Origin of the sequence: Paenibacillus sp. JDR-2, assembly GCF_000023585.1 — a bacterium.
Lineage (GTDB): Bacteria > Bacillota > Bacilli > Paenibacillales > Paenibacillaceae > Pristimantibacillus.
Map to the genome: position 1 here is coordinate 3,503,812 of NC_012914.1, position 19,863 is coordinate 3,523,674.

The window sequence follows — 19,863 nt, forward strand, 5'->3', positions numbered from 1 at the left end:
TACGGAAGATGCCCAGTACGGCTTAACGCAGCTTGAGATTGCCCGTATTTCGGATCGTGGTTTTAACCTCAAGATTGATCTTGGCCTCGGGCAGATATTTGGTGCGCCATTGCGCCAGCTCCGTTCGGGGCAGATCATCCCGGTAGTGCTGTCCGATACCGAATATATCCGCTTTGACTCTTTCGATTTTCAGGAAAATTTGATTCAATATGTGCTGCAGAAGATTCTGCAGCTCCATCTTGATCACTTCCATCGTAGGCTCTCCTAGTACGTCCAGGATAATGACTTTCAGAGAAAGCTCGCTGTTCAATACGGGCAAATTGTTTACAAATTTACTCTCATTATGGATATGGCTGCTTACGATTTGAACGGTAGCTTTACCCATGACCTCAATTTTCCCATCCAGGCTATTCCCGTCAAATACGTTATACAGCAAGGTTTGTTCGTTATTTAGACGGCTTACCATTTTTCCGTTTTTGATTATGCCTGACCCCATGCTTTGAATGGCTGTCGAATCGCCAGACTTAATGATAGGGAGAACAACATCGTTAGTATAGGAATGGATGCTTCTAAATACCTTCCAAACCGGCGTGTGAGCAATCTCCGGATTCCATCCAGAGTTTTTCTGAAAAAAATCGTAAATCTCATTGCCGGTTCCGTTAGATGTGTTATTGATTCCTTTGAAGAATTGATCCAGCGGTTCGTCAGAAATCACGAACATCGTTTTCGGTGATACGTGTCGGGAACGAATGATGTTGGATGTAATTTCGCTTAAGCCCCGCGTTGCAAAGGCTTTATCCACGATAATAACCTTCAAATGCAGCAGGTCGACCTGATTCTCCAAATTCATGCTGATGTTGTTTACTGCAGCACTGATCGAATTTCCTTTGGCACTAATAACTTGAATGCCTTCATTTTTGTAGCTTACTTTCGGAATATCCAGAAAAACTTCATAATCACCTTGTTGATAGGATATTCCCATCGCAATTGGCAGCGCCCGGTGGTTAATATCTTTATTGTCCCAGCAGCCCCCAAGCAAGATCACGAAGACAGTTCCAATAAGAAATCGAAGCTTCATGTTTTCTTCAACTCGATTTTTGATTTTTTCGCATGCAACCATCCAATGATGAATAGGGAAATAGGCGTTGCAATCGCTACATATAACCGCAAAGCCGTATTCCATTGAAAGAGTTTGTCAGTCGTTTTCCAATCCGGAATACAAACACAAGCAATAAATACCAATACGAGTAAGCACGGAACGAGATAGTTGGGGCTTATATCCTTCATGCCAAGCCTAATTACGCATAAGAACTGCCATATCGTAACGCTGATGAAGAACATGCCGAATGCAACCAGACTCAACAGCAGGAATACATTGATCCGGTCAAACATTAACCAGTTGATCTCAATCGTATCGACAATAAAGAGATAGGGAAATTGAAGCTGACGGGTCGTTTCTTCGCCCAGCGTCAACAGAGGCACGTAAACGGCAATAAGATAGGCTGGCAATAGGATCAGGCTTCCTAAATAAATAGCTCTAGATTTGAATTCCGCGTAAGTAGGTAGGAAACCAAGCAGTAAAAAGCCGCCTGTATAAGCAAACAAGCTTTTATAAAATGAAGAATGCGCCATAAACGTAAATGCCCCCTGGCCGGGCCAGAGCGGGAAGAAATAGTGCCAGTCAATATTTTGAAAGGATGTAGCCATTACAAAAACAACGGGAACAACAAACAAAAAGCTTAACAATACGGATAACCGGAGCAAGCCGCCAATTTGTCCATGCAGAATCATAAAGCCGGGAACAACAAGAAAAAGCAGCATCAGGATCCATAAAGGAGTGTTGGACAATATGGCGATTGACAGCACCTCTGAGAATGCCCTTACCGCCAATACAATAATCCAGGACATATAGAGCAGCGCCGGGAACAAAACGACCCATGCCAGAAACTTATTTTTCTTCATAAGGATATTCACAATATTTTGGCCTTTGAAATAACTTAAGCCTTTCAGATAGATGAAGATAACCGAGATGTGAAACAAGAAGCCCATAAGCACCGGCATCCAGTGGGCTTCGTTAGTGCTGTCAATCACATCAATTGGATACAGGAAAAAGATTAATCCCAAATGGGTCATGATATAGGTTGTGGATACTTGAAGGTTCTTAGACATTTTTCTCCCCTTTCGCCCGGAACAGCTGAAGATAAGGGACTCCAAGCGTACGAATGCCGGCAACATAAGCGCATAAAACGATTAGTCCCGAGAGTAGGCCGAGAACTCCCAAAAACGCAGACATGAACAGCAGCAAATATTTAAAAAGACGCAGAGCGTACGTGTTCTGAAAGCCAACTACGGCAGCATTTGCGATCGTCGTGGCTGCCAGGATGATGATAAGCAGATTGCTTACCAGCTTGGCATCCACGACGGCTTGTCCGAGTACAATACCGCCTACCATCGTAATCGTTGGACCGATACTGCCAGGAAGGCGAATGATCGCTTCCATAATCAATTCCAGAATAAATAAGAGCAGAAGGGCTTCGATAATGGCCGGATACGGTACGTCTAGACGGCTTCTTGCGATAGAATGAGCCAATTCGAAACGCAATACGTCAGGATTGACCGAGACAAGCGCAACGTATAGGCCGGGCAAAATTAATGTTAGTAATGTTCCTATAAAACGCAAGCTTCTAAGCAGCCAGGAGTATATCGGAGGATGATTCAAATCATCTTCCGATATAAACAAATCCGAGAAAATGCTTGGCAATACAATGGAAAAGGGCACTCTCTCTATGAATAGAACGGCCTTTCCGTTTTTCAAAGCCCTTACGGCATTTTGCGGCAGCTCATAGGTCATATAATGGGTAACAAACGAATATTTCGAAAATTTAAGGATGTGGGCAAGCTCCTGCATATTCGAAATCTCGGTGTTCTGGTGAGCTTCAAGCTTTTGCGTCATATTATCCAGTAGGATTGGATCAACCTCTTGCTCCAAATAACAAAGAATCACTCTGCTCTTCACGTGACCGCCAAAATCATAAGCTTTAATTTGAAGATCGGGACAATTCAAATGGCTACGAAGAAGGACAATATTAGACTCCAGATTTTCATTGAAAGCACTTGTAGGTCCGCCAATGCTATTCTCCATTGTAGGCAAAGAAATAGGCCGGCTGTTTGGTTGTGGAACTGGATAAATGCTGACAGCAATTCCCGACGTATCATGAACGGCTACAAGCATTCCGTCCATAATTTGCGAGATAATGGAATCAGGTTGAACGGTAATCGTCTGACCAAGGCTGATGAAAACGTCAATAAGCTCAAGCTTGCTAATGGTAGCCGTGAGCAGGGGATCTCGAACCATATAGATGGTCTGCGGAAAATTAATGAGTGACTTCAAACCGGCGAAAGTAAAGGTCTCAGAAGCGAATTGCAGTTTCTGGTTTACGTAATCCGGATAAGAAGAAAAGTGGCTGTTTACTTCATCCATAGCTGCCATAATACAATCTCCTCGGGAAGTATAAGTTCAACTTCAGTATGTCCTAAATTTACATTGTTAATCTTTGCCTGCTAATGGACTTGACATCCTTTGCAGACACATACTAATGTTATGGACAAGAGGTGGGCTACATGAGCAAAAAACAAGACATTATGGCGGCTACGCTCGACTTAATTCATGAAGAGGGGTTACAATCCGTGACCTTCTCCAAACTATTTAAGCGTGCTAATGTCGGAGCGGGAACGATCTATAATTATTTTGCAAACAAAGAAGAACTGGTTAATGCCGTATATAAAGAAGCACGGCTTCTTATGGGAGAATGTTTGCTTCATGGCTATGATCCGGAAGCCAGCCTATATGAACGGTTTAAGTGTTTGCAGTTGAACCGCCTGAACTTCGGGATTCAATATCCAAAGGAATTTCTGTTTATCGACAGTTTTTCGTTCTCTTCGTATATCTCGCCTGAGCTGCGCAACATGGAGGATGTTCGTCATTCCAGCGAGGTCGTGCTTTCGTTAATTGTCGAGGGGCAGAAGCAGGGAATCATCAAGGAAATGGATTCGCATCTATGCCATCAGCTTATTCACGGTATTATATCGTCTATTCTGAAGGGCTACTATATTGACAAATACCCTTTGAATGAAGTTCAGGTTCAACAAATTTTGGAAGCGTCATGGAAGGCCATATTAGTGTAGCAACAGCCATTTGGATTGCGTTTGGATCCGGGGCTGTTTTTTTATTTTGTTTAAAATGGAATATGTATTCCAAAAATAATTCTAGAAAACATCCATTCTGATGTTGTTTCTTGAATTGAATTAGATGATTTTGCTTCGTTGCCGGAATATTTCGAAAGGCCAAATAGCCATAAAATAGAGGTGAATCGGATTTTTAAAAATGGTATGGAATAAACATTCCAAAAAACTATTGCTTTCGTATGCGAGAAGGGCTATACTTGCAGTGGAATGAATATTCCAAATTACATTACTCATCAGGAGGTACTTTTATATGTCTAAAGTATGGCTCATTACGGGAAGTTCACGCGGATTCGGGCGCAGTCTTGCGGAAGCGGTATTGGCAAGCGGAGATCGGTTGGTGGCAACGGCACGCAGACCTGAACAGCTTGCCGATCTCGAAGCACGTTACGGAAGCCAGGTTCGACTTGTGCCATTGGACGTTACGAGCTATGAGCAAGCTGAGGTTGCTGTTCGAACTGCCGTTGAAGCGTTTGGACGCTTGGATGTTCTGGTCAATAATGCGGGCTACGGCAACGTTTCCTCCATTGAAGATACGCCGATGGAGGATTTTCGGGCTCAAGTGGAAACAAACTTATGGGGTGTCGTGAATGTTACCAAAGCAGCGCTCCCGATCCTAAGAGAACAGGGACATGGCCACATCGTTCAGTTCTCCTCCATTGGAGGCCGTACGGGTGCTCCGGGCCTTGGACCTTATCAAATGGCCAAATGGGCAGTTGAAGGTTTTTCTGAAGTGTTATCCAAAGAGGTTAATCCTCTTGGCATAAAAGTTACTCTGATTGAACCAGGCGGCTTCCGTACCGACTGGGCGGGATCGTCCATGCAGCATATCGAACCCCGAGACGATTACAAAGACACGGTTGGTGGTCTGCTGAAGCATTTGCGCGAAGTGACCGGCAAGGAGAACGGTGATCCGGAAAAAGCTGCTCGGGCTATTATTACAATCGCAAACGAGGAAAATCCGCCGCTTCGTCTGCTGCTTGGCAGCGATGCTGTTGCCATTGCAAATGCGGTGGATAACGGCAAGCTGGCCGAAACAAAACGTTGGGAAAAGCTGAGTATATCAACCGACTACGAAGCAAAAGAGCTGGATCCGCAAGTAACCCGTATGTATGAAGAGTTTGATGAGCAGTAATATTCGGATTGAACCATGCAAATAGTAATGGAATAAAAGGAGTGTTAACCATGACTCATATTTCGGCAGATCAACAAGTCCTTACTTTTATTAATGTGTTTACGGTTAAACCCGAGAATCAAGACCGTCTTGTTGAGCTTCTAACAAGCGCGACGGATGTTTCCGTCCGGTATGCTGCCGGATTTATCTCATCCAGTCTGCATCGGAGCACGGATGGCACGAAAGTAACGATGTATGCGCAATGGAGAAGCCTGGAGGATTATCAGGCGATGAGGGATGACCCCAAGCCGCTTCCGTATTTGCAGGAAGCGTTAAAGATTGCAACGTTCGAACCGGGGATGTACGAAGTTGTCAAAACTTTTGACCCCGTTCAAGCATAATGGATTAAACCCCAGGGAGAGCATCTCCTTGGGGTTTAATTTGTTAACATAATATTAATTACGTAAACAAAAAACAATAAAAATTAAATGGAGTGAAATGGCAGGGCAGAGGATTAGAAAAAAAGATTGACACGGGAACACCTGTTCTTTAATATATGGATGTATGTTTTGCCAATTCCTTGAAGGATCATCAGAAGGATTGGCTCGCAGGAAATAATACTTAAAGGTATTTAAAATTCTGGACTATGCAATGAAACAATGTTATGTTACGATATCATACGTTAGAAGCAATGATTTTATATCATTTCGCTAGCGTTCGAAGCCGTTTAGGTCCATTTAAACGAAACATTGTTTTGGCTGAGATGAAAAAAGAACTTACGTTATGGAAGAAAGGTTGCGTGTAAAGTGGCAGCAAACAAAAAGAGCAACGTAGGGCTTGTCATCGCTGGTCTGTTGCTTAGTATTCTGATGGCGTCGATGGACAATACGATCGTCGCTACGGCGATGGGGAATATCGTCGCCGAACTAGGCGGACTTGACAAGTTCGTATGGGTTACTTCCGCGTATATGGTAGCGGAAATGGCAGGGATGCCGATCTTCGGCAAGCTGTCCGACATGTATGGCCGGAAAAGGTTCTTCCTTTTTGGCATCATTATGTTCATGGCGGGTTCCGTATTATGCGGAACAGCCAGTTCGATTACCGAGCTTGCTCTATTCCGCGCGGTTCAGGGGATCGGGGCAGGGGCTATGATGCCCGTTGCCTTTACGATTATGTTTGACGCCGTGCCTTTGGAAAGCCGGGGTAAAATGGGCGGCATGTTCGGAGCGGTATTCGGGATGTCTTCCATCTTCGGGCCGCTGATCGGCGCGTATATTACGGACAATTTTGCATGGGAATGGGTATTCTACATCAATCTCCCGCTTGGCATTATCGCGCTTTGCATGATTGGTTTCTTCTATAAGGAATCGATGGAGCATTCGAAGCAGCCAATCGACTGGTATGGAGCGGCCACCTTAATTGGCGCCATTGTCTGCCTGATGTTCGCGCTTGAGCTTGGCGGCAAGACATACGCATGGGATTCCGTTCAAATTCTTGGCATGTTTGCAGGATTTGTCGTCCTGCTAATTACATTCCTGATTGTAGAGACAAAGGTTAAAGAGCCAATTATCTCTTACGCACTTTTTAAGAACCGTTTGTATTCGACCAGTATCTTAAGCGCATTATTCAGCGGCGCAGCGTTTATTGTCGCTTCCGTATTTATCCCAATCTTTATCCAAGGGGTACTCGGCGGTTCGGCAACGAACTCGGGACTTGTTTTGCTGCCGATGATGCTTGGTACGGTAGTAACCGCTACTTCCGGCGGTTTCTTGATGACTAAGATTCCTTATCGCAATATTATGGTGGCAACGTTTATTATCCTGGTAATCGGTTCGATTCTGACAACTACGCTTACAGCAGATTCATCCCGACTTATCGTGACCATCTATATGGTTCTAATTGGTCTTGGCATTGGCGCATCCTTCTCGGTGCTTGGCAATACAGCCATTCATGGATTGCCTGCCAGACAGCGGGGGACAGCAAGCTCGACGCTTAACTTCATTCGTTCGCTTGGTATGACAATCGGCATCACGATTTACGGGATTGTACAAAGTAATCTGTTTACCAGCAAAATGACCGATGCCTTTGCAGCCGGCGGTCAAGCTGCTCCGGAAGGCGGCATGCAATTCAAAGATCCGCGCGAGATTCTGACTCCGGAAGCTCGGGATCAAATTCCGACTGAAGTATTGGACAAAATCATCCATTCCTTGGCTGATTCGATCGTAGGAACTTTCGCATGGGCGATTATTCCTGCCGTGCTCGCTTTGATTGTTTCGTTCTTCATGGGTCGCAGTAAGCTTGATCCAAATGCGGACATGGAACAGCAAAGCTATGGCGGACATTAATTTGCAGTTTGTGAAGAGGGCAGTCGCATATGCGGCTGCTTTTTTAGCTCATTTTCCGATTTCAACCATTTTAGTTTACATAATAAAAATTACGTAATCTATTGAGTTAGAAAGTTAAAACGACAGCGGTATATGGCATGACTTTTGGCATAGAAGCATGAAAATTCTCATGGTTCAGGTCAAAAGGGAATGCCTTTTTTTATTCATGTTCATTACTTCTCGCAGATTCTATTGAAATTGCTTGTTGTTATACTGTTCTCAAGTAAGGATGCTTCAACCAACTAATAGGGAGGAACGGAAGATGAACTTGAGAGTGTTTTTTCAAAATATGGTGGAGAAATTAATGGCAAAGCTGAATCAACCTCTGAAAGGGAACTCCGAGCAAACGATTGGCGATCTGATTTATGATTCGTCCATTTATATGGACGGAGATTGTTAAGGCTAGAAGCTAGAAGAGAGCATCTTTTTCCCCAATTTCATGCTATAATAAAGTGCGCAAAATCAGGGTTTTGCGCACTTTCATTTGAGAGCCATTTTTTTATACATAAGGTAGGGGAATGTGGGTTGAAAAAGCAGCATGAATTGGAAGATTTGTACGGTAAGCTCACTCAAGCCTTTCGTATCTGGATGAAGCAAGCCGGATATACGGATACCACGCAAAAAGAATATATGAGAGAGGCGTATGCCTATTTGGAATCTCTCGAAGGGGCAGCCGCCGAACAAGCCGGGAAGATGCATGTTATTTCGTTTCTTATTTCGAAGCAGCGGGGAGCAGGGGACCGTGCGCGGAACCGAACATTATCGGCGATCCGATCCTTCTATACGGCGTTGATCGATTTCGAAATGGCCACCCGTAATCCCGCAATGGAAGTCAAGAAATCGAAGACGGAGAAAAACAAGAAGCCGGTCTACCTGGAGGAGGATGAACTCGCGTCAAGCTTGTCCTGTATAGAAGGGAGATATCGTGCACGTAATGTAGCCATTTTTCTGTTGATGAGCTATTGCGGTCTTCGTGTTGGCGAGGTTCACCGTTTGAACCGGAGCGACTTTAACCCGGTGAGAGGCACGATTGAGGTATTTGGTAAAGGGCGTAAGTGGAATGAGATCCCGGTGCCGGAAGAGCTGGCTGCCGTTCTTTCGGAAGTTGCGCAGGACCGCATCACGCCTTACAAAGAGCAGGAGGATGCTTTCTTTGTCTCGCAGAAGGGAAGAAGACTGTCGATCCGGCAAATCCAGAAGATTGCCGGTCAAACCTTTGAAGCCTTCAAAAGCATCAATCCCCATGCGGCGAATAAAAAGCTCTCCTGTCATAAATTACGCCATACCTTTGCTACTATTCTACTGAAGAATGGAGTAGATATCCGTGTAGTCAAGGAGCTGCTTGGGCATGCATCCATTGAAACAACGATGATCTACACCCACGTGAACGATGATCAGAAGAAGGAAGCGATGGCGACGATCCGACTGCCGGTAAACCTTTAGCTTTGCAGCTGCGGCGTTCGATTGGCGTGATGCTTCCAATAGGAAATCACATCTGTTGTACTCGCAGCCATTCCGAAATAGGTATCCACAGTCTTAACCGTCATATCATGCTCTTCCTGGGAAAAGGCAGCGCAGGCATCTTTCATAAGAATGATATGATAATCCCTCATAAACCCGTCTCTTGCGGTGGATTCAACGCAAAGATTTGTACTTACACCCGTCATGATAAGAGTTTCAATCTTTAAAGTCTGCAGTACAGATTCCAGGCGGGTATGGATAAAGCCGCTGTAACGGTGCTTTTTTACGATGATGTCTGTCTCGGCAGGAGAGACGGAGAAAAACTCGGCACCCCAGCTGCCGGTATGGCAAATCGGATTAACGCCATCCTCGAAGCGTGATACCCATACTTCGGAGTCCGTAGCTTTCTCGTGATTCGTCTGGAGGAAGATGACGGGGACTCCATGCTCCCGGGCAGAGTCCAATAAAGCTTGCAATTCGGGGATCATTTTGCCTGCGGCGCTCACGTCAATACCGGTCTTGGCAATCGCTCCCTCAGGGTGGCAGTAATCGTTTTGTACATCCACAACAATAACGGCAGCATTTTTATGCTCAAGTCTTAAAGCTAATTTCGTCATATTTAGCACCTTCTTTTTCCTTTTGACTCTTATTTTCTCAAATCCATTCATTTGTATGCTAATAACCGTGCTATTTCCGTTTTATAATGAAAAAAATAAAAAAGCTGCCTTCAAATGACTGGCAACTTTTTTCAAAGAAGGCTGCGCATGTTTTATATAACTTTGCTGCAGCCATTTTTTATTATATATTCGATATAATATTTTGAACGTTATTAATCATTCCGGTCCATACCGTAGTAGGACGATCCGGGTAGGAAAAGCTTACGTCGATATAATCACCCAATGATCGGCAGGGTACTCCGTAACTAGGATCCGCGTTAGGATCAAATGATGCTGCAGAGAGCCTTGTATTTACTGCAAAACTAGCACCGGCATTACCCGAAGTAGTACCATATACATCTAAGAGGCTGGAATTAACACGATTGGTATAGTAGACGATTTGAATAAGTCCTGTCGTACGGGATACCGAAATATTGGGGTAAAAATTCTGGGTCTCCAGCGGACTGTCATCAACCTGAATCGGTACGGACCAGGAGTTTCCTTGATCTGTAGATCTGGATAGATAAATATGGGAATATCCGGTTCTGTAATCCTGCCAAACCGCGTATACAATGCCTTGACCCTGATTCGGTGAAAGATCTACGGCCAAAAAAGCGCTGGTAAGTACCCGAAATGCCCAAGTCGTTACAGGAAGAGGGCTAGGAACAAGAGATATATTGGATACGTTAACAGTAGGATTAAATGTTAAACCTCCGTCATCAGAACGGCGAAGCAGGAACTGCGAATTTCCAGGGCTGTACTGCGCCCAAGCTACATAGACTTGACCGGTTGGTCCAACGGCTACGTTGGTGCCAAAACCTGCGCTTCCAACTGTTTGATTCGTTAGCAAAATCGGAATCGACCAGGTTTGCCCATTATCCAAGGAACGTTGATACAGCTGTGCGGAGGAGGCAAAATTATCGTAATAGCGCGTAAAAGCGATGTGGACGATTCCAACATACGGGCTGCCATTCGAATTATCAATATGGATCCAAGGTTTGTCGTTATAGATTTGTACATCAAAGCCTTCGCAAGTGATTACAGGACCGGAAAATGTGACTCCGTTATCCGTTGAGGTATAGACCGAAATGGAAGAGTCTCTGACAGGACCGATATTGAGCTGGGTACATGTAATCATAAAGTTATTCCGGTATCCATAAGCTCCAACCGCATTGCCCTGAGTAGTAAAGCCGCTTGGAAGCGGAAGCGTCATCGAAGAGGGGTAAGTAAATCCACCGTCTTGCGATACGTAAACATTAATTCTGGACGTTCCTGTAGCAATGCTGCTGGAAGTGACAATGACAGTCAGATTGTTTAAGCTGTTAATCGTTATGGAAGGTTCCTGTTGTGAAAGGGAGTCGTTGGTAACAGGTATATTAGTCATGTTGGTTTCACGCCCTCTCGTACAATTTTAACTAGCCTAACACTTGGCCTGTCAAATTGACAGGGCCAGAGATCGCTACATTACCTAATCCAAAGTAGGATACGGTCAAATAATAAGGAACCGCTATATTGATTTTTGCGGGATCCGGAGTTTTGGTATGGGTAAAAGAGGTATGGAAACTCGTCAATGTAATAAAGCCCATGTTCCCGGGAAACAACAAGGAGTCGGTTGTTTGAAAAATGACGGGATCGGATGGACTAAAGCCGTTTTGCCGAATTCGAAAGGTCAATTGCGGAGTAACGGATAGGTTCAATAATTGTACGGACCAGCCTGCATTGCCCCAAAAGACAAGCTGATTCGCGGGATTAAGCGCGGTCAACCAAATGGATGTTAGCAAGGTTTCGACATTTTGGGTTAATTGCAGGGGGAGAGAACCGTTGCCTGGCTGTATGTCTTGAGTGGAATGCTGCAGAATACTAGGCATTATTTCTTCCTCGCTTTCATTAATTATTGGGGTCATGAATGAGAATGGGAGAATTACTTCCTGATCAAAATTATGGTTATTACAGTGGATATATTCATTTTTATGAACAGAAAGCTTAATCGTAATGTTGACGATTAAGCTTTCTTCTGTTATTGTTACTTATACGTAATTATTACGTTCAACGGCGATGTTGAACTTTTTATTTGATATCTAATCGTAATAGTTACGAAATAAGATACGGCAATAACGATTTTTTTGAACAGGAAGGATGATTATATTGCTGCTTGCCTCTCTTCAGGATGTGACCTTCGGGTACGGAGATGTTCCTTGTCTGGAAATGGCGAACATCGAGGTTCACTCGGGAGAATTCATTGCGGTTACCGGTCAGAACGGTGCCTCCAAATCTACTTTGCTTAAGCTTGCTTTACAGCTGCTTCACCCTTGGCAAGGGAAGGTGAGCTTATCGCCAATAAACGTTAACGGCGACAAGCTTGCTGTGGCGTATGTGCCGCAGCAGATAGCCGCATTTAACAGCGGGTTCCCTAGTCAAGTGACCGAGTTTGTACGTTCCGGCCTTTACTCGCAAAGCCGGAATTGGCTCAGAAAGCTAAGCCAGGAGGCCAAACAAGCCGCGGATGAAGCGATGAAAAGCATGGGCGTATGGGAGCTCCGCAATCGCCGGATCGGAGAGCTTTCGGGCGGACAAAAGCAAAGAATTTGTATCGCCAGGGCACTCGCTATGTCACCTGATATGTTTGTTCTCGATGAGCCGACAACCGGTATGGACAAAGAAAGCCGGAGAGATTTCTATCAGCTAATGCGTGAGCAAATCGATCAGTATGGCAAGACGGTCGTAATTGTGACCCATAACCTGTCTGAGATGGACGGCATGCTGGACCGGATTATCTCCCTTGAGAGAAGAGAGGAAGGTGGCTGGAAATGCTGCACTACGACTTCATGCAGCGGGCATTTTTCGCCGGCGGAATCATTGCATTAATTGCTTCGGCGCTTGGCGTTTATTTGCTTCTGAGAAGGCAGGCCTTAATGGCCGACATGCTCTCGCATGTTTCGTTGGCGGGAGTGGCTGCAGGTACATACCTTGGGATTAATCCATCCCTATCGGGATTTATCGTAGCTGTCATCGGCGCAATTGCGGTGGAATACGTCCGTAAAGCCTATAAAACGTATAGCGAGCTTTCCGTAGCCATTATTATGGTCGGCGGCCTCTCGTTGTCTGTTATTCTGATGACCATGAATAAGACGGTTAACAAAAGCTTCTCCTCTTATTTGTTTGGCTCCGTAGTTGCCGTCAACCGGACGGAACTTATGATTATGCTCGCAGCTGCATTAATTGGCGCTTTGTTTTTCTTCCTGCTGCGAAGACCGCTCTATATTGTTTCCTTCGACGAAGAATCGGCTAGAACAAGCGGAATACCCGTTCAGTGGATTTCCTTTGGATTCAGCATCGTAACAGGCATGATCGTAGCCGCAGCAATGCCGATTGTAGGCGTGCTGCTCGTGTCCGCTCTTATTATTTTGCCGGCAGCTCTGTCCGTCCGAATCTCGTCAAGCTTCACCGCGGCGATCCTTATATCGATGGGAATCGGCTTAACCGGTACGTTTACGGGCTTAACCGCGTCCTACGAGTTAAGTACGCCCCCCGGAGGCACGATTGCTTTTGTTCTTCTGCTGTTTTTAGCGGCAGGCTTAGGCCTGAAAAAGCTTTTTGCGCTTGGATCAAAGAGATCCAGCAGGATGGTTATCCGACCGGAAATCCCCGTATCCCGACGCCACAGAGCAGCGGATAACGAACATTGGTCTTAGTCCTAATTTCCATGAAGTTAGGTAGAGATATAAAACAAATTTGGAGGTGCTTTTTATTATGAAATCCTGGTTGAAAAAATCGATTGTACTTGGAGCAGGATTGTCTTTAATCCTGGCCGGATGCGGCAATCAAGCGAAAGAGACGACAAGTTCGGATGGCAAGCTGAAGGTGGTTACAACCTTTTATCCGATGTATGAATTCAGCAAGCAGGTTGCAGGTGACCATGCGGATGTTGTAGCTCTGATTCCTTCCGGATCTGAGCCGCATGACTGGGAACCAAGCGCAAAAGATATGGCTGCCATTAAAGACGCGGATGTGTTTGTCTATAACGGTATCGTTGAAGGCTGGGTTGACAGTGCCTTATCCAGTGCAGCGAACGAGCAGCGTGTAGTTGTGGAAGCGAGCAAAGGCATTTCATTGATGGAGGGAGAAGAGCACGAGCATGGCGAAGAGGAGGAGCATTCTCATGAAGAAGAATCGCATCTGGATCCCCATGTTTGGCTTGATCCGGTACTTGCCCAGCAAGAGGTAAGGGCGATCCAGGCCGCATTGGAGCAGGCGGATCCCGGCAACAAGGAGGATTACAAGAAAAATGCGGATCAATATGTCGCGAAGTTACAAGAGCTGGATCTTGCCTTCAAGGATGCGTTAACAAACGCCAAGCATAAAGAATTTGTCACCCAGCATGCGGCATTTGGTTATTTGGCTAAGCAATACGGACTCACTCAAATTCCGATTTCCGGATTATCGCCGGAGCAAGAGCCTTCTCCGGATGAAATGGCGGAGGTTGTTGAATTCGCGAAGGAGCATCAGGTTCAGACGATTTTCTTCGAAACGCTTGTTGATCCAAAGGTCGCGCAAGTTGTAGCAGACGAGATAGGCGCGGCAACGGATGTACTTAACCCGCTGGAAGGATTGGCCGCGGAAGATATCAAGAATAACCTGGACTACATCGGCATCATGACCAATAATCTTGAAGCATTAAAGAAAGCACTCAACGAATAATTTGGCGAAGAAGAGGTAGACGCGCTGGGAAGAAGCCCGGCTTTTTCTATCGCGTTTAATAGTAATGATTACGGAAAAGGGGAGAGCGTTATGAAAAAAATACCCGTAACCGTGCTAAGCGGCTACTTGGGCGCCGGCAAAACGACGGTTCTCAATCATGTTCTGAATAACCGGCAAGGCATGAAGGTTGCCGTTATCGTGAACGATTTAAGCGAAGTGAATATCGATGCAGGACTTATTAAAGAGGGAGGCGGCCTCTCGCGTACCGATGAGAAGCTGGTGGAAATGTCGAATGGCTGTATCTGCTGCACGCTACGGGAGGATTTGCTGCGTGAAGTGGAGAGGTTAGCTATGGATGGACGATTCGATTACATATTAATCGAGTCTACCGGTGTAGGCGAACCTGTCCCAGTCGCCCAGACCTTTACTTATATCGATGAAGAGCAAGGGATCGACCTCTCCCGTTTCTGCCAGCTTGATTGTATGGTAACGGTCGTGGATGCTAACCGGTTTTGGCATGATTTTTCCTCCGGTGAGTCGCTGCTCGCCCGGAGTCAGGCTGTAGGAAATGACGATACGCGCGAAGTTGTTGATCTGTTGATCGATCAGATTGAATTCTGCGATGTATTGCTGCTTAACAAGTGTGACATGATCGAAGAGAATGAACTAGTTGAATTGGAAGGCGTGTTAAGAAAGCTCCAGCCTCGTGCCAAGCTGATCCGAACAGTTAACGGGCAAGTTCATCCGGCAGAGATATTAAATACAGGCTTGTTCGACTTCGACGAAGCGAGCCAGTCTGCCGGCTGGGTGAAGGAGCTATCAAAGCCCGAGCATACGCCTGAAACAGAGGAGTACGGAATTTCTTCCTTCGTCTATGAGCGCGTTAAGCCGTTTCATCCCGAAAGATTGAAGAAATGGCTTAAAAACTGGCCGGAGGAGGTAGTGCGGGCCAAAGGGGTCATGTGGGTCGCTTCCAGGAACAATATCGGACAAAATATAAGCCAGGCTGGCCCTTCTATTCAATTCGGTCCGTCCGGTTATTGGATTGCATCGCTGCCGCAAGCGGAGCAGGAAATGTACCTCCGGGAGTATCCCGAGCTGCATGACAGTTGGTCTCCAGAGTATGGGGACCGGATCAATAAAGTCGTGTTTATTGGCATTAAGATGGACCGGGACTCCATAAACGAAACACTAGACGAATGTCTCTTAACGGAATCCGAGATGCTTGAAGACTGGTCCCGATTCAAAGATACGCTGCCAGATATCCATTAGAAGGAAGCCAGCCATTATTGTAATGGCTGGCTTTTTTTATTAAAAGGAAGGACCAGAAAGTTTATCGCCGAATTATTTTACGTTTGTAGAAAAGTACTAGCTAAAGGGGATTAAATAAAAATGAGCTATGATTTATCCGTGCATCTTAAAGGTCTGAACGATCAAATGATTCCAGACTGGTTAGCTGAGATTAGAAAATTTAATATGGATGCGGAGATCTTTCCGGCGTTCTCATTTCAGAACCATTCTGGATTTCTCCCCTTTAAAATCGTGGTTCATGATTGCCCAAATAAACGATTAAATAATTTGGAGTTGTTGACGGGGTTTGAATGGTATGCGGAGCAAATCGATTTGAAGAACAAGAAAAAGGGATTGTTTTCAAAGCTGTTTGATAAAAATCAGCGTTTGAGCTCAATAGAAATGAAACTAAAAGAAGCAGAAACATTAGTACATTTCGGCATTAGTGCACACGACAGCTTTGAAATGCGTGCAGGATGGTATGCTGCGGCTTCGCTAGCTCTTATCGGAAATGGCGTGCTGACGGATTACCAAGAAGATATTCAATTGGAAGGGCAAATATTAATTCGGCATGCCTCTAATATCGTTATCGAAAATGAGCAGCAGATCACCGACCATGAATGGAGAACGCATGAATTTGAAGAGTGGATAGGGTAAAATGGAATGATAACGCGGAAAAGGCAGGTACTTAGATGAAGATAGATTTTACGAAGGTCCATACAGCAGAACAGATTACGGAGGTTGCTCGCTTGGCGGAGCAAATCTGGCGAGAGCATTACGTATCCATGATTACTATCGAGCAGATTGACTATATGATTGAGAAGTTTCAATCCGTATCCGCGGTAACCGATCAGATTCAAAATCAAAGATATGAATATTACTTGCTGCAGCAACAAGACGGCTCCGCAGCCGGCTATATATCCATTCGAGTAGATAACGGGAAGCTGTTCTTAAGCAAGTTTTACGTATCAAAGGAATCTCGCGGTCATGGCTTTGCCAGTCAAGCCATGCAGTTTATTGAGCAGCTGTGCAAAGAGCGCGGATTAAGCCATATTTGGCTGACGGTTAACCGGGATAACGCATCCAGTATCGCGGTTTATGAGAAAAAAGGCTTTGTTAACGTGCGTGAGCAAGTAGCGGACATTGGCAATGGCTACGTTATGGATGATTTTATTATGGAAAAGGAAATTGCATTCGTGTAAGATCGGAGGTTCTCTCTTGCCTGTTATCGTACAAACTCTTTTTATCCATGCGCCAGTTGAGGTGTGCTTTGATCTTTCCCGCAGTATTGAGATTCACATGGAGTCCACTTCTCAAACCAAGGAACGAGCGGTGAAAGGCCGGACAAGCGGGTTAATCGAACGAGGGGAGACCGTTACTTGGGAAGCAACTCATTTTGGAGTTCGCCAGCAGCTTACGGCAGTTATTTCGGAATTCGAACGGCCACACCGGTTTGTGGATGAAATGGTCAGCGGCGCCTTTAAGCGGTTCAAGCATGAACATCGATTTGAAGCGCGTGATGGCGGAACGCTTATGACGGATATTTTCGACTATACCTCACCGCTTGGACCGCTTGGCAGATTAGCGGATGTTCTTTTTTTACGCTCCTATATGGAACGATTTCTTATGCAGCGGAACGAATGTATCAAGCTTCAAGCAGAAAACAAACGGCCTAGTTAAATGGATTACAGAAAATATATTATGTAAACTAATGAGTGATACGAACATAGTAACCCATAAGGGGGTTAAGCAGCATGACATCTCATGACCGGATTAAAATCCCGCCAGGATTCTGGACCGGGTTGCGTGAAATAGGCTTCTCCGTGCAGGATATTGCTGCTAAGTCACAGCTGACTTTAGCCCAAATCGAGAGACCGGAAGGAGTTGCGACAACGCAATATTTCGCAATATGGCAGGCGTATTCTGAGCTTGTTGGCGATATATCCAAGGCTGTTGTTAAGCTTTCAACCGCCTATGATACAACTCAATACCCGCCTTCTATGTTAGCGACGTACCATGCCCGAGACTATCGTGATGCACTAAAACGCATGGCAAAATATAAACGGCTCTGTCCGCCAGAAAGTCTTCACATCACAGAGGAAGGGGAAGAATGTCATATTCAACTAAGCTGGTCAGATCCGCAGCAATCCGGGCCTCCGATGCTTGTGGCGATTACGTTAGCGACACTTCTGGAGCTAGGCCGCAGAGGTACGGGTCAGCCTATCAACGCCAAGCTTGTTGAATTTTCTTTTCCGTTTATGGAAGCTAGTGCTCTTGAGGCTTATTTTGGCTGTCCCGTCCGATTTGGAGCCGATAATAATCGATTGACGCTGAAACGCAGTGACTTGGACCGGCCTTTTCTTTCCTATAATGAAGAATTGCTCGAGATTCTGACACCGGCACTGGAGCGTACGTTAGATGAACGGCAAAGCCAGTTCACCATCGTTCAAACCGTCGAGAGAATAATAAAACGCGACCTGGCAGGCAGTCGTCCTGATATGCTGATTGTCGCCCGGGACCTCGGCATGAGCGAACGAACGCTTCAGCGCAGGCTTACGGAAGAAAGGACAAGCTTTAAGAAAATTTTGTCGCATGTCAGACATGAAATGGCGTTGATTTACTTGAAGGACCCAGCTCTTGAGATTCATGAGGTGGCCTTTTTAATCGGATATGAAGATCAGAACTCGTTCTATCGGGCATTCCGCGCATGGGAAGGGGAGACACCAGCGAATTGGAGGGTCAAACAAAACGGTAAGTCTTGTTCTTTGGCGCGTTGAGCAAGAAGATTGGCGCAGAGGACTAGTTACCAACCGTTCCGGACAAGGTAGTATATTCACTATCCCAAGTAACAAAGGAGATAGAGAATATGGATATGCGATTAACGAACAAAACTGCGTTGGTGACTGGTTCTACGAAAGGAATCGGCAAAGCCATTGCTATAGAGCTGGCCCGGGAAGGCGTTCATGTGTTGATTAACGGCCGTGACGCGGAAGAAGCCGAGAGAACCGTACAGGAGATTAAAGCGTTATTCCCCGCAACCTCTCCGCAAAATGCTGCAGCCGATCTCACGGATAGGAAGCAGGTTGAAGCCTTGTTCGAGAGGCATTCGCAAGTAGATATCGTTGTGAACAACGCAGGCGTTTATGAAATCATGGCTTACGAAGACGTCGAGCATGATGTCTGGGAGCGATACTTCCATACGAATGTGCTTGCAGCCAATGATTTATGCAAATACTATCTGCCCAAAATGTTGAGCAACGGCTTTGGACGCATTCTCTTTATTGCAAGCGAAGAAGCGCTAATGCCGTCTGGTCAAATGCCGCAATATGCGATGACCAAATCGATGCTGTTATCCTTGTCCAAGAGCTTATCCAAATTAACCGCAGGTGCGGAAGTAACGGTTAATTCCATTTTGCCGGGGCCAACGCTTTCCGAGAACGTGCATCAGATTATCGAGCATATTTATTCGGAAGAAGCTATCCCTTTTGCTGAAAAGGAGAAAAGATTTATGGCCGCAAATCTTCCCCAATCGGAGATTCAAAGGTTCATCAGGCCAAGCGAGATAGGCCGATTAGCTGCTTTTGTATGCAGCCCGGATGCTTCGGCTTTTAAAGGTTCGCCTATCCGTATGGATGGGGGAATGGTGCCGACTATTTTCTAAAACGGTTAACCATAAAAACGGCTGCCACAAGCGAATACTTGGGCAGCCGTTTTTTTATGCTTTTGGCTCGCTGATATTATACTTTACTTTCTCTTCATCGCTTAACGTATAGAAATGCGTTACACTGCGCAGAAACGTTGTCCCGTCCGCAATTTTGACCATATCGTCATTGTAGGCAATGATCGGAAGAGGCGGTCTTAACCGCATCCGGTCCTGATATACGATAACAGGCTCTTTGGAAGCCATTACTTTCCGGATCTCTTCATCCGTTTTTAGCTCATTTGCAGCTGTAATGTGAGGGGTTTCGATCATGAATAATCCTCCTAAATAAGTTTGCTTCGCAAGCCTTCCTCGCAA

Annotated in this window: 22 protein-coding genes; 15 read left to right on the forward strand and 7 right to left on the reverse strand. The window is 45.5% G+C overall.

The window, feature by feature from the left end; translation table 11 throughout:
- Positions 1-22: 22 nt before the first annotated feature.
- Genes PJDR2_RS15435 through PJDR2_RS15445 form a run of 3 tightly spaced genes read right to left on the reverse strand, consistent with a single transcriptional unit; the run spans position 23 to position 3,490 of the window.
- A complete protein-coding gene (locus PJDR2_RS15435; protein WP_015844641.1) occupies positions 23-1,078 on the reverse strand; it encodes a Ger(x)C family spore germination protein in 1,056 nt (351 codons plus the stop codon).
- A complete protein-coding gene (locus PJDR2_RS15440) occupies positions 1,075-2,169 on the reverse strand; it encodes a GerAB/ArcD/ProY family transporter (protein WP_015844642.1) in 1,095 nt (364 codons plus the stop codon). The genes PJDR2_RS15435 and PJDR2_RS15440 overlap by 4 nt, the downstream gene beginning before the upstream one ends.
- A complete protein-coding gene (locus tag PJDR2_RS15445) occupies positions 2,162-3,490 on the reverse strand; it encodes a spore germination protein (protein WP_015844643.1) in 1,329 nt (442 codons plus the stop codon). Before PJDR2_RS15445 ends, PJDR2_RS15440 begins: the two co-directional genes overlap by 8 nt.
- Positions 3,491-3,621: 131 nt before the next feature.
- Here PJDR2_RS15445 and PJDR2_RS15450 point away from each other — a divergent pair, with 131 nt between their 5' ends.
- The 6 genes from PJDR2_RS15450 (at position 3,622) to PJDR2_RS15470 (ending at position 9,183) form a co-directional block, all read left to right on the forward strand.
- Positions 3,622-4,185 (forward strand): TetR/AcrR family transcriptional regulator, encoded by a 564-nt coding sequence (locus PJDR2_RS15450; RefSeq protein WP_015844644.1) that lies wholly within the window; start codon positions 3,622-3,624, stop codon positions 4,183-4,185.
- A 310-nt stretch (positions 4,186-4,495) separates the two neighbouring features.
- Positions 4,496-5,377, forward strand: a complete 882-nt coding sequence (locus PJDR2_RS15455) for an oxidoreductase (protein WP_015844645.1) — start codon at positions 4,496-4,498, stop codon at positions 5,375-5,377.
- Between the two features lie 50 nt (positions 5,378-5,427).
- On the forward strand, positions 5,428-5,757 hold the full coding sequence (locus PJDR2_RS15460; RefSeq protein WP_015844646.1) for an antibiotic biosynthesis monooxygenase family protein: 330 nt from the start codon (positions 5,428-5,430) through the stop codon (positions 5,755-5,757).
- A gap of 405 nt (positions 5,758-6,162) precedes the next feature.
- Positions 6,163-7,701 carry an MDR family MFS transporter gene (locus PJDR2_RS15465; protein WP_015844647.1) on the forward strand — a complete coding sequence of 513 codons (1,539 nt, stop codon included), beginning with the start codon at positions 6,163-6,165 and terminating at the stop codon, positions 7,699-7,701.
- Between the two features lie 301 nt (positions 7,702-8,002).
- Positions 8,003-8,140, forward strand: coding sequence for a hypothetical protein (locus PJDR2_RS33210; protein WP_015844648.1), 138 nt, complete (start codon positions 8,003-8,005; stop codon positions 8,138-8,140).
- Positions 8,141-8,265: 125 nt separating this feature from the next.
- Positions 8,266-9,183: a tyrosine-type recombinase/integrase gene (locus PJDR2_RS15470; RefSeq protein ID WP_015844649.1), complete on the forward strand. Its 918-nt coding sequence runs from the start codon at positions 8,266-8,268 to the stop codon at positions 9,181-9,183.
- Here PJDR2_RS15470 and PJDR2_RS15475 read toward each other — a convergent pair.
- The 3 genes from PJDR2_RS15475 to PJDR2_RS15485 form a co-directional block, all read right to left on the reverse strand.
- The gene (locus PJDR2_RS15475; protein ID WP_015844650.1) at positions 9,180-9,818 is read right to left on the reverse strand and encodes a cysteine hydrolase family protein; all 639 of its coding nucleotides are present in this window, start codon (positions 9,816-9,818) and stop codon (positions 9,180-9,182) included. The genes PJDR2_RS15470 and PJDR2_RS15475 overlap by 4 nt on opposite strands.
- 181 nt (positions 9,819-9,999) lie before the next feature.
- Positions 10,000-11,241 carry a sialidase family protein gene (locus PJDR2_RS15480; protein WP_015844651.1) on the reverse strand — a complete coding sequence of 414 codons (1,242 nt, stop codon included), beginning with the start codon at positions 11,239-11,241 and terminating at the stop codon, positions 10,000-10,002.
- A 31-nt stretch (positions 11,242-11,272) separates the two neighbouring features.
- Positions 11,273-11,725, reverse strand: a complete 453-nt coding sequence (locus tag PJDR2_RS15485; RefSeq protein WP_015844652.1) for a hypothetical protein — start codon at positions 11,723-11,725, stop codon at positions 11,273-11,275.
- Positions 11,726-12,002: 277 nt separating this feature from the next.
- On the opposite strand from PJDR2_RS15485, the gene PJDR2_RS15490 reads away from it, so the two are divergent.
- From PJDR2_RS15490 to PJDR2_RS15530, 9 genes are all read left to right on the forward strand, one after another.
- On the forward strand, positions 12,003-12,722 hold the full coding sequence (locus tag PJDR2_RS15490) for a metal ABC transporter ATP-binding protein (protein WP_015844653.1): 720 nt from the start codon (positions 12,003-12,005) through the stop codon (positions 12,720-12,722).
- Positions 12,659-13,549 (forward strand): metal ABC transporter permease, encoded by an 891-nt coding sequence (locus tag PJDR2_RS15495; protein ID WP_083778139.1) that lies wholly within the window; start codon positions 12,659-12,661, stop codon positions 13,547-13,549. The genes PJDR2_RS15490 and PJDR2_RS15495 overlap by 64 nt, the downstream gene beginning before the upstream one ends.
- Positions 13,550-13,607: 58 nt before the next feature.
- Positions 13,608-14,555 (forward strand): metal ABC transporter substrate-binding protein, encoded by a 948-nt coding sequence (locus PJDR2_RS15500; RefSeq protein ID WP_015844655.1) that lies wholly within the window; start codon positions 13,608-13,610, stop codon positions 14,553-14,555.
- Positions 14,556-14,645: 90 nt separating this feature from the next.
- Positions 14,646-15,827 (forward strand): GTP-binding protein, encoded by a 1,182-nt coding sequence (locus PJDR2_RS15505; RefSeq protein ID WP_015844656.1) that lies wholly within the window; start codon positions 14,646-14,648, stop codon positions 15,825-15,827.
- 120 nt (positions 15,828-15,947) lie between these two features.
- Positions 15,948-16,502 (forward strand): hypothetical protein, encoded by a 555-nt coding sequence (locus tag PJDR2_RS15510; protein ID WP_015844657.1) that lies wholly within the window; start codon positions 15,948-15,950, stop codon positions 16,500-16,502.
- A 35-nt stretch (positions 16,503-16,537) separates the two neighbouring features.
- The gene (locus tag PJDR2_RS15515; protein WP_015844658.1) at positions 16,538-17,047 is read left to right on the forward strand and encodes a GNAT family N-acetyltransferase; all 510 of its coding nucleotides are present in this window, start codon (positions 16,538-16,540) and stop codon (positions 17,045-17,047) included.
- A 16-nt stretch (positions 17,048-17,063) separates the two neighbouring features.
- Complete coding sequence (locus PJDR2_RS15520) at positions 17,064-17,525, forward strand: SRPBCC family protein (RefSeq protein WP_015844659.1); 462 nt, start codon at positions 17,064-17,066, stop codon at positions 17,523-17,525.
- Positions 17,526-17,599: 74 nt separating this feature from the next.
- A complete protein-coding gene (locus PJDR2_RS15525) occupies positions 17,600-18,622 on the forward strand; it encodes a helix-turn-helix transcriptional regulator (RefSeq protein WP_015844660.1) in 1,023 nt (340 codons plus the stop codon).
- Between the two features lie 89 nt (positions 18,623-18,711).
- Positions 18,712-19,506, forward strand: coding sequence for an SDR family NAD(P)-dependent oxidoreductase (locus tag PJDR2_RS15530; RefSeq protein WP_015844661.1), 795 nt, complete (start codon positions 18,712-18,714; stop codon positions 19,504-19,506).
- Positions 19,507-19,560: 54 nt separating this feature from the next.
- Here PJDR2_RS15530 and PJDR2_RS15535 read toward each other — a convergent pair whose 3' ends face one another.
- Entirely contained in the window at positions 19,561-19,818 is a 258-nt protein-coding gene (locus PJDR2_RS15535) for a hypothetical protein (protein WP_015844662.1), read from the reverse strand.
- Between the last annotated feature and the right edge of the window lie 45 nt (positions 19,819-19,863).

What these genes read in the sequence shown, in the direction of transcription:
- PJDR2_RS15435 (WP_015844641.1), bottom strand. Translation starts at nt 1,078, where the DNA reads ATGAAGCTTCGATTTCTTATTGGAACTGTCTTCGTGATCTTGCTTGGG.
- PJDR2_RS15440 (WP_015844642.1), bottom strand. Translation starts at nt 2,169, where the DNA reads ATGTCTAAGAACCTTCAAGTATCCACAACCTATATCATGACCCATTTG.
- PJDR2_RS15445 (WP_015844643.1), bottom strand. Translation starts at nt 3,490, where the DNA reads ATGGCAGCTATGGATGAAGTAAACAGCCACTTTTCTTCTTATCCGGAT.
- PJDR2_RS15450 (WP_015844644.1), top strand. Translation starts at nt 3,622, where the DNA reads ATGAGCAAAAAACAAGACATTATGGCGGCTACGCTCGACTTAATTCAT.
- PJDR2_RS15455 (WP_015844645.1), top strand. Translation starts at nt 4,496, where the DNA reads ATGTCTAAAGTATGGCTCATTACGGGAAGTTCACGCGGATTCGGGCGC.
- PJDR2_RS15460 (WP_015844646.1), top strand. Translation starts at nt 5,428, where the DNA reads ATGACTCATATTTCGGCAGATCAACAAGTCCTTACTTTTATTAATGTG.
- PJDR2_RS33210 (WP_015844648.1), top strand. Translation starts at nt 8,003, where the DNA reads ATGAACTTGAGAGTGTTTTTTCAAAATATGGTGGAGAAATTAATGGCA.
- PJDR2_RS15475 (WP_015844650.1), bottom strand. Translation starts at nt 9,818, where the DNA reads ATGACGAAATTAGCTTTAAGACTTGAGCATAAAAATGCTGCCGTTATT.
- PJDR2_RS15480 (WP_015844651.1), bottom strand. Translation starts at nt 11,241, where the DNA reads ATGACTAATATACCTGTTACCAACGACTCCCTTTCACAACAGGAACCT.
- PJDR2_RS15485 (WP_015844652.1), bottom strand. Translation starts at nt 11,725, where the DNA reads ATGCCTAGTATTCTGCAGCATTCCACTCAAGACATACAGCCAGGCAAC.
- PJDR2_RS15500 (WP_015844655.1), top strand. Translation starts at nt 13,608, where the DNA reads ATGAAATCCTGGTTGAAAAAATCGATTGTACTTGGAGCAGGATTGTCT.
- PJDR2_RS15505 (WP_015844656.1), top strand. Translation starts at nt 14,646, where the DNA reads ATGAAAAAAATACCCGTAACCGTGCTAAGCGGCTACTTGGGCGCCGGC.
- PJDR2_RS15510 (WP_015844657.1), top strand. Translation starts at nt 15,948, where the DNA reads ATGAGCTATGATTTATCCGTGCATCTTAAAGGTCTGAACGATCAAATG.
- PJDR2_RS15515 (WP_015844658.1), top strand. Translation starts at nt 16,538, where the DNA reads ATGAAGATAGATTTTACGAAGGTCCATACAGCAGAACAGATTACGGAG.
- PJDR2_RS15525 (WP_015844660.1), top strand. Translation starts at nt 17,600, where the DNA reads ATGACATCTCATGACCGGATTAAAATCCCGCCAGGATTCTGGACCGGG.
- PJDR2_RS15530 (WP_015844661.1), top strand. Translation starts at nt 18,712, where the DNA reads ATGGATATGCGATTAACGAACAAAACTGCGTTGGTGACTGGTTCTACG.
- PJDR2_RS15535 (WP_015844662.1), bottom strand. Translation starts at nt 19,818, where the DNA reads ATGATCGAAACCCCTCACATTACAGCTGCAAATGAGCTAAAAACGGAT.